Consider the following 14,634-nt stretch of genomic DNA (forward strand, 5'->3'; position numbering starts at 1 on the left):
TGAATTTGTTATCGCTATAGATACTAAGTGATCGGAAAATATATAAAACGATCATACCAGTAGAAAATAGAAATAGGAAATCCTAATCAGATTGAGATAGAATATTCAATATTAAGAAAATTTGAGGTATATCTATGTTTACAGGCATTGTTCAAGGCGTTGGTCAGATTATTGATATTGTTGATCAAAATAAATTAAGAACATATAAAGTTAAATTACCGCATCAATTAACTAATAAAATTGAAATAGGGGCGTCGATTGCCAATGATGGATGTTGCTTAACAGTAACGAGGGTCGATAAAGATATCGTGTCGTTTGATATTATGGAAGAAACCCTTGCATTAACGACATTGGGTGATAAAAAAATCGATGATTTTGTGAATATTGAGCGTAGCGCTAAATATGGTGATGAAATTGGTGGTCATGTGATGTCAGGGCATATATCTTGCACTGCAACTATTGTTGATATTCAAAAAACTGCCACAAATTGTGAGATGACGTTACAATTGCCGAAAGAATTTATGAAATATGTATTATATAAGGGCTTTATTGGCATTGATGGTGCAAGCCTAACAATTGGGCAGGTAAAAGAAGATCGTTTTGCTATTCATTTAATCCCTGAAACGTTAGCTATTACCACGTTAGACGCTAAAAAAGTCGGAGATAAAGTTAATATCGAAATTGATTCCCAAACTCAAGCCATTGTTGATACAGTTGAACGGGTATTGGCAGCAAAAAATTGATAATATTTAATTTTGATTCTCGATTAATTTGAGAAAAATATTATTAGATTATTATCGAGTAACTGGTTTATTTTAATTAAGTATTTTCGTTAGTTTAACCTGAAATCAATGGTCTACCTGAATGTTTTATTAAAATAGGTAATAATCTTTTATAACGTTTGGAGACCTTTGATTAGTAGTTAAGGTATATCGACAATTTAATACCAACAAAATTTAATTTTATACTTGAATACTGTTTATATTTAAATGCTTTTTTTACTTAAACATATAGTTACCTGAAAGTTTTTGACAAGATTTTTAACATTTCCACCACAGACAAAAACAATTTAGTTCTTGTTGGTTTATTTTTATGCTTTGATTAGTGTTAATTAGGTTGAAGATGGTTATACTTTACCCGATTGGAGTATTTTTCCTTTTTTGCCACCCCATTGGTCATCAATAATGTAGTGAGCTGTGATTGGTACAAGTGCAGGTATAAAGGTAAATTTATAAAAAACTTCATCACCTTCGCAGATTTCATAATACAGTGAATATAATGGTGCATCTAATTGTAGGTTAATAGTAAATTTTTCTGTGGCAGAGGCAACCTCAATCGTATTTTTGGGATGTGTGTAAAAGGGAACAACAATGCATCGTTGGGTTTGGTTATCCATTGTAAAACTATCTGATAAGGTTAAAAAAACGTTTGCACCGAAAACATCATCAGGTAATGGGTCAAAAATGACATAATCCTTATGAATAACTGCACCTTGTGCAATATTTTGTTTACCCCATTGCGATAATTCTTCACTGTATGGTCTAGATCTGACTAAAATTTGACTATGAGATATTAATAAATCTACAACCTGTTGTTTGTTTTTCTCCATCAGAGATATTCCTTTACATACCATAAAATCATCAAATTAAATGTAGGAAATTGCCAGATTGTTAATATCAAATTATAAAAATAATTCGCAAATAATAATGTATAAGGCATTTACTTAAAATTGCTTTATGTGGTTTAACCATTTTGTAAAAATTAATAAGCCATCTAGGCTTTTGTTTTCTATTTTTCTTTTGGATTTTTGAATATTGGGTGATTATGCCATATCTTTGTTAAAGCATATATTACTTTTTCAGGTTTCTCATTTATTTTAGCCTCATGTGTTATTTGGCGTTATTTGTATGGGTAAAAACAATATAATAAATCTTATTTAGTTAAAATAAGATTTATTGGGTTATTTAATTCAATCACTATTTTGAAATCGGCACTTGATTCCACTATAAGAAAGTGATTTGGCAATTCAGTTGCATTAATGAATGGGTTTGATGTTTCGAAATAGATCACCCATTTTAAATCATCTTTAGGCGTTAAGTAGGCAATAAACCCTTCTGAACCATAACTTCCTTCACCTAAAAAGCATTGATTACCATTAGTTATGGTGATTTTTTTTGTGATATCTATATTAGTGATATTATCAGGATCTTTATCCAAAAAAAGATTAAGATTGAATGGTTTCCCTTTTTTAATTAATAATTGGGGATAAAACTGGGTTGAAAGGGATATCGATTCACCAGTAGAAAAGTAAATCCCGTCTTTTATAGGTAATGTTTGTTTATTCCATAACGCTAATATTTTTGTCATCTAAGCACTCTTTTATATGTTAATCTCCAAAAGCGTGGTTAATTTATTGCATAATCAAACCTAGATTTGATGCAAGTATTATAAATGTCTATTAGCTAATTTATACGGAATATTTGTTAACGTAGCTTTTTGTTTGTCGAATATTGCTTTATATTTGCTTAATGTTGAGTGATTAACTGCACTATAATGGTTTAGTTCATTATTTTGTGTGCCGTCATCTTCCCAATAGCATAATGGACAAACATCGTATTGTCCTTGATGAGTTAAGGTTAAATAATGGCAACAAGGGCATGCATGCAAGATATCTTCGTCCCCTATAATGGTAATAGGTTCACGGTATAAAGCACTAATATATTGTTTTAGATATTGATTAGAATAGCCTTTCAATTTAATGCCAACAAAATAGCCTAATAAAAATTGCTCAATGGCATCATCATAAATATTGTTATATGCTAAAGGTTGGCCTTCTTTATCAAGATAATTTGCAAAGAGTATATTTTCAATATCCTGTTTTGTGGATTGTGTAATCATTTCGATAGCTAACAGTGTTAAAGCAAGTTTTCGGCTGAGTGTTTTCATTGGGTTAATGTAAATAATGAAATGATAAATCGTCTAATTTATCAGATATATAGTTTTGTTACTATCTGGCTTTTTATTTTATGCTTATGATAAATGAAAAACAGGGACAATAAAAAGATAGAATGTTAAATATGGGAAAATTAAATATTGATCTTATTGATATTATTAACAATGGTGGCTTTTTGAAGTGCCTTTCTGCTTTAGCGAAAGATGCTTTTTTTCGACATTGCCGAATAGAAACAATGAAATCAGCCATTTTGTACACGGCTAAAATCGGGCTTTTTGATATAGAAGTAGGTGTTGATAAAAAAGAACATAGTGGCTATGAACTCATTAATTTATCTGAAGATAACCATAAATTTAGTGGTATCACTATCCATGATACTTATGGAATAATGAAAACAAATTTTAATGCTTTATTACCAGCTAATATTATCCAACTATTGCCTGAGCATACAGTAAACCATATAGATAATATAGAACAAATTGAAATCCACTTCTGTAGTGGAAGCACTATAATTTATCAGCAAGCTGACTTATCGCCTGCGGTGATATCCAGTACATTAAAGGGCGTCATTTTTTGAATTGGAATAATGTGTGATTTGTTTATCATCATCAATTAATATATGATTATTATTGATTATATAAGGAAAAAATAGAGATAACATTTCAAAAGAAGATCTCAAAATTTAATCAATTAAAATTGAGTTACATGAAAAAAGAAATGTTGCCCTTGATCTGTTGCGATACCCAAAAGGTAATAAAAAATGAACTCTATCGATATTATAAAAAGCTATTTGGCAGGCTCGCTTTCTCCGCAGGATTTTCAAAAAGAACTTTATTATAATAAGGATATTGAAGATCTTCTATCTGAAGAGCATCAAATTCCCCCCTATACCAGCAGATATAAAAACGCATTTTTATATCTTATTGAAATTGATATTTTATTGCCATCAGGTGAACTTGATAGTAAAGATTTACTTTCAAAGTTTCTCGCTAAAAGAAATATTAACTTCTCGTTAAATAATGAACATAAAAAAAAGTATGATCTATTTATGAAAATTCAGCCAAGCTGGTTAAATTTAACTGAACCATACTTTAATTTAATCATGAATAAACATCGGGATAAAGTTGGAGTTGAATTGGAAAGAGCGTTAAAATTAGAAATTAAGAAAGATTTTAAATTCTTAAAAAATAGACCTAAATGGCTTCAATCCCCAAACTGGCCAACCGTAGATAACAAACCGTTAATTTTTATAGGTCAATTAGATATAACCCAAATTAGCCATGATATATCCTATTTATATATATTTTTAGATGAAAATAAAAATACATATATGACTTTTGAGCAATCAACATAAACCAATAACTAACTAAAGAAATTCCACCATGCTATGATGAGCAAGTCAGTTTAGAGTGGAATAATGAAATAAATAAAGACGATGGTTGTGATGATGGCAGAAAATAGCCAGATACAATTTATTGTAAATAATAATTGGAGATTATGAATGAAAACTTTAAGAGGAATTGATAATTTGTTCCGTATTTATAAAAATTTGAATGAACCTTGGTCTTTTTTTGTAGAACCTGAATTTATAAATGAGATCAATTGCATTAAAAATGCCAATTATTACATTGCAGAGACGGAAGATGAATTTGATGAAATGGATGATTCACCTGATAAATATGATGCATGGTTAGAATATCCGACATTTCAAGCCATTATCGATAATAAACTTGAACATCATCCTAATGCTACAAAAAAAGATTTATTAGATGCTATTATTTATTACCTTGAAAATGATGATTTTTTTGATTAATCCAAAATGGGAGGGTCAAAAAAAGGTCTTTCCGTTTTTAAGCAAAAATCTGTAGTAGTAAAATTTACCGTTGTTAACCACATTAATGTAGTCTATTTAAAACAGTTTTTATCGCTAAAGAGAAATTATGAAAAAATTTTTAGAATTACTAAATAAACAAGGTATAAAATACCTCATTGAAGACAATACGATCACAGTTGATGGTAATTTAAATCTAAGAAATAAAGGAATTAAAGTATTACCTGAAAACTTGTTTGTTAACGGAGATTTGATTTTAACTTATACAAGAATTGAAGCACTACCTAAAAATTTTTCTGTTAGTGGTGATTTAGATTTAACAAATACAGAAATCAAAAAATTACCTGAAAATATACTTATTGGTGGCTATTTATATTTAACAAATACGGAAATCAAAGCATTACCTAAGAATTTTTCGATTAGTGGTAGTCTAAATTTAGCAAAAACAAACATAACAGCACTACCAGAAAACCTATCTGTCCAAGGTGATCTCAATTTAACAGTGACAAACATCAAAATGCTACCCGAAAACTTATCAGTTGGTGGGAATTTATACTTAGGATTTACAGAAATAGAAGCATTACCAGAACACTTTTCTATTAAAGGTGATTTGGATTTGAAATTTACCAAAATGACTAGGTTACCTGAATACTTATCCGTTGATGGTCACTTAAACATCGAATCGACAGAAATTCAAGAATTACCCGAAACTTTATCTGTTGGTCGTGGCATATATTTGGATATAGATCAAATACAGAATATAGCTTATCGTAAAACTAGCGAAGATAACTCGCAAATTATTTTTGCTTGTTGGGTTAATGGCGCATTTGCAATCCAAGCAATGGAATTTTTTGGTACACTTGCCGATTTTGAAAAAATGGTTGATGAAAACTATTCTGAAGAAAATGCGATAAAATACAAAAAAATGGCGAATGAATGTATCAAAGAGCTGAGTACAAAGCTTAATAAACCGTTACCGATAGTAAATTAAGATAAAATAAAAAACACTCTACCTTGATTAGTCCAATAAGATCGGCAAAATGACTACAATGCCGAATACTACCAAATAATGTGAACTGTCCTCATTTTAGTGGACAGTCATTTCAAATTATTCTTTCATTTTATTTTAAAATTTAATAGGTTATAAAAAAACATGGATATCAATATACTGTATTTCAATACTCTAATTTATACAAATTTTCAACATTGACATGATAATTATTATTACCTATGCTTACCAAACGTAAGCAAAAAATACGAGGACTAATTATGAAAGTATCAGCCAAAGAAATCGAAGCTATGTCAAATAAAGGCAGCAAGGAGAGATACATTTATTCTATAAAAAGAATTGTTGATAACGAAAAAGCTTGGGTTTTGGATTATGATGGTTTTGCCTTGAGTGGCATAAATGGTGACAATAGTGAAGTTCTTATATTATGGCCAGCTCGTGAATATGCTGCAAATTGTGCTATAGATGGTTGGGAGAATTACAAACCAAAAGCATTATCGCTTGATTATATAATGGATGATTTGTTGCCTAAATTATCATCAAAAGGGACTCAAGTCGGTATTTTCTCAGTTCCAGGTCTATCTAATACCCCAGTTGTTGATGCTGAAAGTTTACTGCTTGATTTAGAACACGAATGTAGTAATTATATGTAATTTTATATTAATATCAGAATAAGAATAAAATTATAACAACCTTTATTATTTATGCGAGATATAATGGAAAAGTTTTTGGAGTTATTAAACAAAAAAGGCGTAAAATACTGTATTAACGATAATAAAATCATAGTTAATAATAATTTAAATTTAACAAAAAAAGGAATTTGTGTATTACCCGATAATTTATTGATTAACGGCGATTTGGTTTTAGCTTATACAAAAATTGCAGCACTACCTAAAAATTTTTCTGTTAGCGGTGATTTAGATTTAACAGATTCAGCAATTCAATTATTACCCGACAATTTATCTGTAGGTGGTAGTTTATATTTATCGTTTACACATATCAAAGAACTGCCTAACAATCTATCTATTGGCGGTGATTTATATCTAGGAAATACAGACATTCAATCATTACCAGAAAATTTATCAATTGGTGGCGATTTAGATCTTGTCTTTTCAGAGCTCAAAGAATTACCTGATAACCTATCTATTGGTGGTAATTTAAATCTAGAAAATTCAGAAATTGAAATACTACCAAGAAATTTGTCGGTTGGTGGAGATTTATATTTAATCAATAGTCAGATCAACAAATTATCTGAAAACTTATTTGTTGGTGGCGATCTAGATTTAGCCTATACAAATATTCAATCATTACCTGAAGGCTTAACCGTCGGTGGTGATTTAGATTTAAGAAATACAAACATCAAACAACTACCCGAAAAATTTTCTGTTAGTGGTTATTTAAATTTAAGAAATACAAAAATCCAAACATTACCAGAACATTTATCTGTAGGCGGGTATTTAAGTCTAGCGAATACAGAAATTCAAGCATTGCCTAAAAATTTATTTGTTGGTGAACATTTAAATATACAGTCAACCAAAATCACATCATTACCCGAAAACTTATCTGTTGGTCGTGGCATATATTTGGATATAGATCAAATACAGAATATAGCTTATCGTAAAACTAGCGAAGATAACTCGCAAATTATTTTTGCTTGTTGGGTTAATGGCGCATTTGCAATCCAAGCAATGGAATTTTTTGGTACACTTGCCGATTTTGAAAAAATGGTTGATGAAAACTATTCTGAAGAAAATGCGATAAAATACAAAAAAATGGCGAATGAATGTATCAAAGAGTTAACTATAAAGCTTAATAAACCGTCACTGAGAGTAAATTAAGATAAGTTAAAAAAGCAAATCTTCTTAATTGACTCAATGATATCGCCAGATAAAGTAATATTATACCAATCACATTCTTCTATATGATTAGGTAATAAGCGCTTTAGATATTTACGATAATATTGTTGATTTAAAGCAATCTATTGTTTAAAACAAACTAAGCTGCTAAAAAATGAATATACAACATATAGAAACAGCTGATTGCAATATCTTGGATACTAAAATATTTTCTCATAAAATTAAGATATATTTTGCATCAGTTTACCAATTAGAGACAAAACAACACATAACTAATGTTTGTTTATCGATTTTTAATTGGTCATTTTTTGAAGCAAATGTTTTTATCGTTAATCATTTGAATAATCGCTTTGAACAGAAAACGTTATTCAAACATGAATTAGAGTTTTTTGAATATATTCAGAAAATATCGCTTGAACAAAATAATTTTATATTACAAGGATACAGTAAAAAATCTGGCAACTGGCTAGAGTATCGTTTCATAGATAGTGATTTTTGCTTGACCATGTTTTAACAAAAATATAGCTGCGCATGTAATAATTATGCAACCGTTTTTGTAACGCTATAAGCATTGATAAAAAAATAAATTAATTGTCTGACAAAAAGCTTAAGTGATCTATGGAATATAGGCTGTTATTTCTAGTGTCATAACACGTTTATTTGGGTATCAATGTAAAGGTACATAATCATGAAATCAAAAGATCAGCGCTTCCTATTCTTAATTGAAAATAAAACCGCCCCTTGGGGCGACTGGGGCGATATACTTTGGACAGGGTTAACACCTTGGGATGAAAATAAGCAGTCTATTGCTATCGAACGTACCGGACCTTTTACTCCAAAAGCTTATTTTTCAAGTAATAACTTTATTTTTACAAAAGAAATAAAGGAACTAATCGAAAATTCCTCATTAAAAGGCATTAAATTTTTGTATGAAATAGAAAAAAAGAAAATTATTAATCTTGATTGGACAAAATGGGATGTGAATAAAGATATAACTGATTATTTAGATGATCTATATGAACCAGTGGATTTAATTTTTGATGGCATTAATGATGTAAAATTAAATCAGGATATGCCAGATTATTACTTGTCTAGTATAGAAAGCCAAATTCATTTAAACAAAAATAAACTTATCGATATGCAAAACCCTTCGGAATATATTACTTTTGTTGGCAACGAACTTGATGATTCTGATTTTTTTATGGGAATTGAAATACTAGGCTGTTTTATTAGTGCAAGAGCCAAAAATTGGCTAGAAAAATATTGCCCTAACTGTTTTGACTACTATTTAATTAAACCTGACTAATAGTGGAAATATTCTAACTTAATTGCTTAATCTAAATAAAAGATAATCATATAATTTTTCTGCTAAAAAATTAGCATGCTCACTTTTTACGATTAAATTAAAAAAATAGTATTGGTTATACGAATCTTCAATTATAGGATCGGAAAGCATACAAAATTCGATGTAAGCTAAATATAATTTTTTTATATCATCAGAAATTTCTTCTAAAGAGATATGATAATTGCTTATATCATAAAAGATATTAGTGAATTTATGATTAATAATACTTAACTCTATAAAAGGAGCTTTATTTTTCTCACAAAATTCCCAATGAAGCGATTTTGTTTTATCATTTCTATAAATAAATTTCATTAAGGATCCCATCCTAGATTTTGTGAATTTGTTATTTAAAGGGTAAGGTTGATTCTGTCTCCGAATTCTAATAAACCGATTCATAGAAAATATTTCTTTATTTAAATCAGAAGAAGAATAGCTTATTACATTTACATACGCACTTGTATCATTTTATGCAATGTGGGTGATTTGATGTAAATACTTATATCTTGATAATTGCTACATCTATTCTTTTTGATGTTAGTATACAGCCAAATCAGAATGACAAAAACCTGTTACAAAATCCATTAATTCTAAAATAATATCTTCACTATTAGGATATGTTAAGTTTTGCAAGCACACATACATACAATTTTTGGACATGCCTTTGTTTTTAAAATAAACAAGTGATTTTCTAATGTCTAACAGGTCTTGTTTTTCAGATATTTTTTGTGTGATACAAGCTATAAATTCTTGTTGATAAAGCATGTTATTTTTCTTTTTTCTTCTTTTATACATTAATAATTACAGTTGCTGAACTATCTGAGAAAATATCGTTAATATATTTAATTAACAACGTGTTATCTAGTTCATTAAATTCAATAATAATTTTTTTAGCCTGTATTTGCTCGGTTTTATGTTTATTTATCTCTATGGTAAGTGTATTTTTTTTCAAAACGATACTTTTAACTGCTTTAGCTACTTCGATTTCGGTTAGATGAGTTTGAATACCTATTGATTCATCTACATCACCTTCATCTTCATCAAATCTAGATAATATTAAGTAATTGTTGGGAAATATTAGATCGTTGCTGATACCAATAATTAATACTTGATCTTCGGTATAACAGTTAATATTTGTTGCCAAGAATTTTATTTCATTATTTATCATATTATTAATATTCTGATTTTCTTAAATATCATTTTTCTTGGTAAGATTTATGTCAATTATAGTATTTATAAAATTTTGCTATTACTAATAAAGTGAGTTTAAACAAACCTAACAATTTAATATAACTTTATCTAATACCTTCTTGGTAATGATAGTGCTCAAGCATTTGTGCACTATTTTGTATACACCAATCATAACCACCAATATCTATCGGCATTTTAGTCAAAACGCCTGTTAATTTGTTAAGCTTTACCCAGTTATCTGCTTTTTCAAGGGACGAAAACACCGCAGATACCATTGAAATATTGTCTCTCTTAAAAACCCAAACCCAACTATATTCTTTCATACTATTTCACCTGTAATTCTTCTTTGTACTTTTCATGCTAATAATAAAAATGTTATAAACAATAATTTATGGGAACTGCTTGTATTGTTTATAATATTTTCTCAAATTACTGTAAACAATACGAGCAATTTCTATATTTTTTATTTGTACTGGAAGTTATTGTTTAGAGAGTTCAATTCAATAGAAGGATCATATTATTTTGTTAATGAATGATATCTTTGAGGTAATACGCTAATTTTTCCAGTCCCCAATAATACAAGACTAAATGCACTCAAAGCCATAAAAGCAGGATATTCCCAACCTCCACCTGTATTGCTAAATGATCAGCCATTTGTTGAATGAATAAAACTTATAACAATCATCTGAATAACAGTGAGTGAGCTGATTATACGAGTTAGAATTCCTAAAAGTAATAAAGCGCCACCAGCAATTTCAAAAGCAATTGTTAAATAACCAACAAATCCTGTAAATCCAATAGATTCAAAGTATTGAGCTGTACCAGAGGGGGTTAAAACAAGAAGTTTAGTTAACCCATGCGCCAAAAACATAATACCTAACGCTATACGTAATAAAAGTGATGCAATGTTGTTTAATCGATGTTTTAGTCGATGAGCTTAAAAATCATCCAAGATATGTTTGTTAAAAAATTGATCGTTTGGTATTTTAAATACTCTACAATATAAATATAATGTATACAAAACCGTACCCAATTAGGCTTGTGCTATTTAGGTAATAGAAGATGAATTTAATAAGGAATATAAAATGGGGTTATTTGCTCGCTTGTTTAGGCGTGGTGATAATGAAATCCAGCAATCAGATGACATCTTTGTGCCAAATTCTTCTATTGAAAATCCTTTATCTTTGATCGTTCTATTCAATGGCAAACTCTCTTTTAATCAACATAAATTATTAAAAACATTACGCAAAATTGATTCATCAATGAAAAATATTAGTTTGCAATCATCAATTGAGCAAATAGCTGATGAAGCTGATATACATGCAGTCTTTGGTAAGCACATTATTAAAATCGTTGGCTTTAATTCCCCTTGTTCTGCCGAAATTTTAGAACCTTGTATTGAAAGTAGTCAAAAAAGGCAAGATTTTAGACAACAAGTTTATCATCATCAAAGCCATATAATGTTGTACTATGTTGGCTTTGAAGAGGATTTAGTTGAACAATATGTTGCTCTAACACAGTTTGCTGTTGGATTTGAACATAGTGATATGTGCGCTCTTATTAATGCAAAAGCTCATCAAATTTTAGCAACTCATGTTGCCAGTGCACTGGCAACCGAACAAAAAGGCGTTTATTTGTTACGTAATTGTTTACCTTTATTTTTTATTGGATTTGAGGAATTTAATGTTGACCATTTTGATGGCGTATGGATGCGTACTTATGGTGCCGATGCTTTTGGTTTTCCTGATTTTGCTATATTAGCTAATAGTTATGAAGATGGAGAAAAGTATATGAACATGTTCAATATTTTATTGCTTTCTTTGCGGGATAGTGGGGCAATGATACGTGCAGGTCATACTACTGAAGATACTGAGGGCAAAAAAATGTTATTGCGTAATCCATTAGTACAAGAATCTTTTTTACAAAATGGTGGAACGGTATTGGTGATGGAATACTTTGTTGAGTAATCTTTAGTATAAATCAGATTTATTAATATAATGGTTAATATCCTTATTGATAATAATAGATTTTAGAAAAACTTAATATTAAGGAATAGTAAATGAATATTTTTTCACGCCTATTTGGCAAAAAAGCACAGCAACAACAAGCAAGCGGGAATCTGGTTGAAAATCCAGAGATTAAAGAACCGTTAGCATTAGGAGTCGTTTTTAAAGGACAATTTTGTTTTGATGAAAATAATTTATTAAATAAATTACGTAATATAGATTCTTCTATGAAAGATATCCAATGCCAACAGCCATTGGGGCAGTTAGATGATGGATGCTATATCTTAGTTGGTTGGGGAAAACACGTGATTAAGCTATTCGGTATCAATGCTCCATATCCTGCAGAGGTATTAGAAACTTGTGTTGCACCTGCACATTATAATCAGGATATCAAAGCGCAAATTCGCAATAATGATAGCCATTTAATTTTATATTATGTTGGGTATGAGCAAGATGTACTTGAGCAATACCTTGCTTTAACCCGTTTAGCAGCTGGTTTGGAGGAGTTTAATGCTTTAGCTGTGATTAACGGAAATGGACATACTTCGCTACCGATAAATACTATTCGCAAATTGGTTACAGATAAAGATGGAATTGATAGTTTACGCTATTGCTTACCCTCGTTCTTTTGTGGATTTGTGAAATATGAGGTAGAGGGTGTTAAAGGGGTATGGATGCGTACTTATGGTGCGGATATTTTTGGCTTGCCTGATTTTGCTGTATTAGCCAATAGCCATGATGAGGGGGAATATTATTTTGAAATGTTTGGCAATATCCTACAGTATTTGCGTGATAGCGGTGCAACAATGAGGCCAGGCGATACCATGGAGGTGGGTGATGATAAAATGATGTCATTACGCGCTCCACAAGATGATGAATACTTTTTGAAAGATCAAGGTCATGTTTTGGTGGTTGAAATAAATAGCAATAATGCAACTGCATAAATACTTAACTTGCCAGCAAAATTAATCTAATAAAATAAACGTCTATTTTTAAATAGTGCGTTTATTTTTTTATATTCATTTTATCACTTAATTTATTGCTTAATTTACTTATTGATAGTGCTAACCCATTATCAAAAATTTATTTTTTCATTGTGAGTACAATATCGCCAGAATTCAGCCTTACCTTTTCGCCATTATATTGGTACTCAGACCACAGTGAAGGGTTATCCGATTCACAGTCATTAATGATTCGATATTCACTATAACCTGTATTACAGCCCAAGATAGGTATAATCTCACCAACAGTTCTGTCAATATCATGTTCAGACAAGTAGGTAATTAATTTTTTGACTAATTCTAGTTTGTGTTTTAACTCTGAATTATCTTTATATGATGATTCAATAAAATCAATAATATCTAACATTTATAACCTTTATAAAAATGTAAAACCAAAAAAATGATTTGGGTCAAAAAGTAAATTACCGCAGTCTTGACCATTGACGTAACTTATACTCATTGAGGAGAAGGGTATTGATGAGTATGTTATATCGGTGATAATTACAGCCTGCTCAGTTTTGAATAATTGTGAATAAATTGACATCAATGAAAAATGGTCATCATCATCTAAAGTTAACCATGCTTTAATTTCTGTTAATTCATTATATTGTATAATACCTGCTTCACTGAGATATAACTCAAAAATAACTTCATCAATAATAAAATATAATCTGTCATAAAATGGGTGAAAAATCGGTAGGGTAGCATAATCAATATAGCCAGCGATCATTACATCCTTTAGTTCACCAAGCATTAATCTATCAAAAAACCCCTGCATGATTAATCTTTTTTTTACTTTGTACAATTAACTTAAAAAATGATTTTAACGATTCTGTTGTAATCAGCATATCAAGCTACTTCGAGCATCATCCAAAAGGCATCTATTATTTGATAAATAAAACTCACCGATTTCTTGCACATCTTTATCGTCACTTTGTAAAGCTAAAATAGCCAATTTTTTTGATAACTTCTGGCTAAATGAATTGAATAAATACATCAATATACCAAATGTTTCATAATTCTGTTGCCCTAAAATAGGTATAATATAATTCCAAAGATGTTTTTCTAGCCACTGTGTATTGATACTTAAAATAATCTCTTGGCATAATTTTGTATTGCCATCTAAATATTGCATAATGTTGATAATTTCAGGTAATAAGCTTATTTTGATTGCTTCTGGAAATTGTTTGATCAAGTGTAATAACAAGGGATCAAACTTTTGGGTTAAATGTGTTTTAATTAATTCAACGGCTTTAGGCTGATTAGCTAATAAATAGAGTTTATTTAATAAATTATCCTGTAGATTAATGCAGTCGATTAAAAGTTGATTTATATCATTGAATGAGTGCATATTTTGGGTTACCTGTTTTATCTATAATGCTGCTTAAGGTTTTATTTGGCAAAACCATATCCAATTATCATGATGAAAATAAAATGCAATATTG

Annotated in this window: 21 protein-coding genes and 1 pseudogene; 11 read left to right on the forward strand and 11 right to left on the reverse strand. The window is 29.6% G+C overall.

Annotated elements, in window-relative coordinates; all coding sequences use genetic code 11:
- Nucleotides 1-134: 134 nt before the first annotated feature.
- Entirely contained in the window at nucleotides 135-743 is a 609-nt protein-coding gene (locus tag ACGH80_RS06095; RefSeq protein ID WP_174798153.1) for a riboflavin synthase subunit alpha, read from the forward strand.
- A gap of 383 nt (nucleotides 744-1,126) precedes the next feature.
- Here the strand turns inward: ACGH80_RS06095 and comJ are convergent, their stop codons facing one another.
- The 3 genes from comJ to ACGH80_RS06110 all read right to left on the reverse strand — a co-directional run bounded on the left by comJ (nucleotide 1,127) and on the right by ACGH80_RS06110 (nucleotide 2,946).
- Nucleotides 1,127-1,609 carry a competence protein ComJ gene (gene comJ, locus ACGH80_RS06100; protein ID WP_085164772.1) on the reverse strand — a complete coding sequence of 161 codons (483 nt, stop codon included), beginning with the start codon at nucleotides 1,607-1,609 and terminating at the stop codon, nucleotides 1,127-1,129.
- Between the two features lie 323 nt (nucleotides 1,610-1,932).
- Entirely contained in the window at nucleotides 1,933-2,367 is a 435-nt protein-coding gene (locus ACGH80_RS06105) for a hypothetical protein (protein WP_085164770.1), read from the reverse strand.
- A gap of 78 nt (nucleotides 2,368-2,445) precedes the next feature.
- Nucleotides 2,446-2,946: a CPCC family cysteine-rich protein gene (locus ACGH80_RS06110; RefSeq protein WP_065589974.1), complete on the reverse strand. Its 501-nt coding sequence runs from the start codon at nucleotides 2,944-2,946 to the stop codon at nucleotides 2,446-2,448.
- A 131-nt stretch (nucleotides 2,947-3,077) separates the two neighbouring features.
- Here ACGH80_RS06110 and ACGH80_RS06115 point away from each other — a divergent pair, with 131 nt between their 5' ends.
- The 8 genes from ACGH80_RS06115 (at nucleotide 3,078) to ACGH80_RS06150 (ending at nucleotide 8,955) form a co-directional block, all read left to right on the forward strand.
- Nucleotides 3,078-3,530: a hypothetical protein gene (locus tag ACGH80_RS06115; RefSeq protein WP_411630692.1), complete on the forward strand. Its 453-nt coding sequence runs from the start codon at nucleotides 3,078-3,080 to the stop codon at nucleotides 3,528-3,530.
- A gap of 183 nt (nucleotides 3,531-3,713) precedes the next feature.
- Nucleotides 3,714-4,307: a hypothetical protein gene (locus ACGH80_RS06120; RefSeq protein WP_411630693.1), complete on the forward strand. Its 594-nt coding sequence runs from the start codon at nucleotides 3,714-3,716 to the stop codon at nucleotides 4,305-4,307.
- Nucleotides 4,308-4,454: 147 nt separating this feature from the next.
- Nucleotides 4,455-4,766, forward strand: a complete 312-nt coding sequence (locus ACGH80_RS06125) for a hypothetical protein (protein WP_411630694.1) — start codon at nucleotides 4,455-4,457, stop codon at nucleotides 4,764-4,766.
- Nucleotides 4,767-4,893: 127 nt separating this feature from the next.
- Nucleotides 4,894-5,775 carry a hypothetical protein gene (locus ACGH80_RS06130; protein ID WP_411630695.1) on the forward strand — a complete coding sequence of 294 codons (882 nt, stop codon included), beginning with the start codon at nucleotides 4,894-4,896 and terminating at the stop codon, nucleotides 5,773-5,775.
- Nucleotides 5,776-6,053: 278 nt separating this feature from the next.
- A complete protein-coding gene (locus tag ACGH80_RS06135; protein ID WP_085164754.1) occupies nucleotides 6,054-6,446 on the forward strand; it encodes a DUF2750 domain-containing protein in 393 nt (130 codons plus the stop codon).
- Between the two features lie 63 nt (nucleotides 6,447-6,509).
- Nucleotides 6,510-7,631, forward strand: a complete 1,122-nt coding sequence (locus ACGH80_RS06140; RefSeq protein WP_411592341.1) for a hypothetical protein — start codon at nucleotides 6,510-6,512, stop codon at nucleotides 7,629-7,631.
- Between the two features lie 172 nt (nucleotides 7,632-7,803).
- The gene (locus ACGH80_RS06145; protein ID WP_085164747.1) at nucleotides 7,804-8,163 is read left to right on the forward strand and encodes a hypothetical protein; all 360 of its coding nucleotides are present in this window, start codon (nucleotides 7,804-7,806) and stop codon (nucleotides 8,161-8,163) included.
- Between the two features lie 174 nt (nucleotides 8,164-8,337).
- Entirely contained in the window at nucleotides 8,338-8,955 is a 618-nt protein-coding gene (locus ACGH80_RS06150; protein ID WP_174795983.1) for a hypothetical protein, read from the forward strand.
- 18 nt (nucleotides 8,956-8,973) lie between these two features.
- Here the strand turns inward: ACGH80_RS06150 and ACGH80_RS06155 are convergent, their stop codons facing one another.
- The 5 genes and pseudogenes from ACGH80_RS06155 to ACGH80_RS06175 all read right to left on the reverse strand — a co-directional run bounded on the left by ACGH80_RS06155 (nucleotide 8,974) and on the right by ACGH80_RS06175 (nucleotide 11,089).
- Nucleotides 8,974-9,306, reverse strand: coding sequence for a hypothetical protein (locus ACGH80_RS06155; protein ID WP_085164743.1), 333 nt, complete (start codon nucleotides 9,304-9,306; stop codon nucleotides 8,974-8,976).
- A 222-nt stretch (nucleotides 9,307-9,528) separates the two neighbouring features.
- On the reverse strand, nucleotides 9,529-9,756 hold the full coding sequence (locus tag ACGH80_RS06160) for a hypothetical protein (protein WP_065589828.1): 228 nt from the start codon (nucleotides 9,754-9,756) through the stop codon (nucleotides 9,529-9,531).
- 22 nt (nucleotides 9,757-9,778) lie between these two features.
- Nucleotides 9,779-10,135 (reverse strand): hypothetical protein, encoded by a 357-nt coding sequence (locus ACGH80_RS06165; RefSeq protein ID WP_065589780.1) that lies wholly within the window; start codon nucleotides 10,133-10,135, stop codon nucleotides 9,779-9,781.
- A gap of 151 nt (nucleotides 10,136-10,286) precedes the next feature.
- The gene (locus ACGH80_RS06170) at nucleotides 10,287-10,505 is read right to left on the reverse strand and encodes a hypothetical protein (protein ID WP_065589781.1); all 219 of its coding nucleotides are present in this window, start codon (nucleotides 10,503-10,505) and stop codon (nucleotides 10,287-10,289) included.
- Between the two features lie 194 nt (nucleotides 10,506-10,699).
- A pseudogene (locus ACGH80_RS06175) lies at nucleotides 10,700-11,089 on the reverse strand (DoxX family protein).
- Between the two features lie 178 nt (nucleotides 11,090-11,267).
- Here ACGH80_RS06175 and ACGH80_RS06180 point away from each other — a divergent pair.
- Nucleotides 11,268-12,149: a DUF4261 domain-containing protein gene (locus ACGH80_RS06180; RefSeq protein WP_411630696.1), complete on the forward strand. Its 882-nt coding sequence runs from the start codon at nucleotides 11,268-11,270 to the stop codon at nucleotides 12,147-12,149.
- Nucleotides 12,150-12,241: 92 nt separating this feature from the next.
- Nucleotides 12,242-13,132, forward strand: coding sequence for a DUF4261 domain-containing protein (locus ACGH80_RS06185; RefSeq protein WP_411630697.1), 891 nt, complete (start codon nucleotides 12,242-12,244; stop codon nucleotides 13,130-13,132).
- Nucleotides 13,133-13,271: 139 nt separating this feature from the next.
- Here ACGH80_RS06185 and ACGH80_RS06190 read toward each other — a convergent pair whose 3' ends face one another.
- The 3 genes from ACGH80_RS06190 to ACGH80_RS06200 all read right to left on the reverse strand — a co-directional run bounded on the left by ACGH80_RS06190 (nucleotide 13,272) and on the right by ACGH80_RS06200 (nucleotide 14,540).
- Nucleotides 13,272-13,556: a hypothetical protein gene (locus ACGH80_RS06190; RefSeq protein WP_065589784.1), complete on the reverse strand. Its 285-nt coding sequence runs from the start codon at nucleotides 13,554-13,556 to the stop codon at nucleotides 13,272-13,274.
- Between the two features lie 9 nt (nucleotides 13,557-13,565).
- Complete coding sequence (locus ACGH80_RS06195; protein ID WP_411630698.1) at nucleotides 13,566-13,967, reverse strand: hypothetical protein; 402 nt, start codon at nucleotides 13,965-13,967, stop codon at nucleotides 13,566-13,568.
- Nucleotides 13,968-14,030: 63 nt separating this feature from the next.
- Entirely contained in the window at nucleotides 14,031-14,540 is a 510-nt protein-coding gene (locus ACGH80_RS06200) for a hypothetical protein (protein WP_296302540.1), read from the reverse strand.
- Between the last annotated feature and the right edge of the window lie 94 nt (nucleotides 14,541-14,634).

Origin of the sequence: Gilliamella sp. BG1, from assembly GCF_046635625.1 — a bacterium.
Classification (GTDB): Bacteria; Pseudomonadota; Gammaproteobacteria; order Enterobacterales; family Orbaceae; genus Gilliamella; species Gilliamella bombi.

Bases quoted from the DNA above. Each gene is read 5' to 3' on its own strand.
- ACGH80_RS06095 (WP_174798153.1), top strand. From the start codon at position 135: ATGTTTACAGGCATTGTTCAAGGCGTTGGTCAGATTATTGATATTGTT.
- comJ (WP_085164772.1), bottom strand. From the start codon at position 1,609: ATGGAGAAAAACAAACAACAGGTTGTAGATTTATTAATATCTCATAGT.
- ACGH80_RS06105 (WP_085164770.1), bottom strand. From the start codon at position 2,367: ATGACAAAAATATTAGCGTTATGGAATAAACAAACATTACCTATAAAA.
- ACGH80_RS06110 (WP_065589974.1), bottom strand. From the start codon at position 2,946: ATGAAAACACTCAGCCGAAAACTTGCTTTAACACTGTTAGCTATCGAA.
- ACGH80_RS06115 (WP_411630692.1), top strand. From the start codon at position 3,078: ATGGGAAAATTAAATATTGATCTTATTGATATTATTAACAATGGTGGC.
- ACGH80_RS06120 (WP_411630693.1), top strand. From the start codon at position 3,714: ATGAACTCTATCGATATTATAAAAAGCTATTTGGCAGGCTCGCTTTCT.
- ACGH80_RS06125 (WP_411630694.1), top strand. From the start codon at position 4,455: ATGAAAACTTTAAGAGGAATTGATAATTTGTTCCGTATTTATAAAAAT.
- ACGH80_RS06130 (WP_411630695.1), top strand. From the start codon at position 4,894: ATGAAAAAATTTTTAGAATTACTAAATAAACAAGGTATAAAATACCTC.
- ACGH80_RS06135 (WP_085164754.1), top strand. From the start codon at position 6,054: ATGAAAGTATCAGCCAAAGAAATCGAAGCTATGTCAAATAAAGGCAGC.
- ACGH80_RS06140 (WP_411592341.1), top strand. From the start codon at position 6,510: ATGGAAAAGTTTTTGGAGTTATTAAACAAAAAAGGCGTAAAATACTGT.
- ACGH80_RS06145 (WP_085164747.1), top strand. From the start codon at position 7,804: ATGAATATACAACATATAGAAACAGCTGATTGCAATATCTTGGATACT.
- ACGH80_RS06150 (WP_174795983.1), top strand. From the start codon at position 8,338: ATGAAATCAAAAGATCAGCGCTTCCTATTCTTAATTGAAAATAAAACC.
- ACGH80_RS06155 (WP_085164743.1), bottom strand. From the start codon at position 9,306: ATGAAATTTATTTATAGAAATGATAAAACAAAATCGCTTCATTGGGAA.
- ACGH80_RS06160 (WP_065589828.1), bottom strand. From the start codon at position 9,756: ATGCTTTATCAACAAGAATTTATAGCTTGTATCACACAAAAAATATCT.
- ACGH80_RS06170 (WP_065589781.1), bottom strand. From the start codon at position 10,505: ATGAAAGAATATAGTTGGGTTTGGGTTTTTAAGAGAGACAATATTTCA.
- ACGH80_RS06180 (WP_411630696.1), top strand. From the start codon at position 11,268: ATGGGGTTATTTGCTCGCTTGTTTAGGCGTGGTGATAATGAAATCCAG.
- ACGH80_RS06185 (WP_411630697.1), top strand. From the start codon at position 12,242: ATGAATATTTTTTCACGCCTATTTGGCAAAAAAGCACAGCAACAACAA.
- ACGH80_RS06190 (WP_065589784.1), bottom strand. From the start codon at position 13,556: ATGTTAGATATTATTGATTTTATTGAATCATCATATAAAGATAATTCA.
- ACGH80_RS06195 (WP_411630698.1), bottom strand. From the start codon at position 13,967: ATGCAGGGGTTTTTTGATAGATTAATGCTTGGTGAACTAAAGGATGTA.
- ACGH80_RS06200 (WP_296302540.1), bottom strand. From the start codon at position 14,540: ATGCACTCATTCAATGATATAAATCAACTTTTAATCGACTGCATTAAT.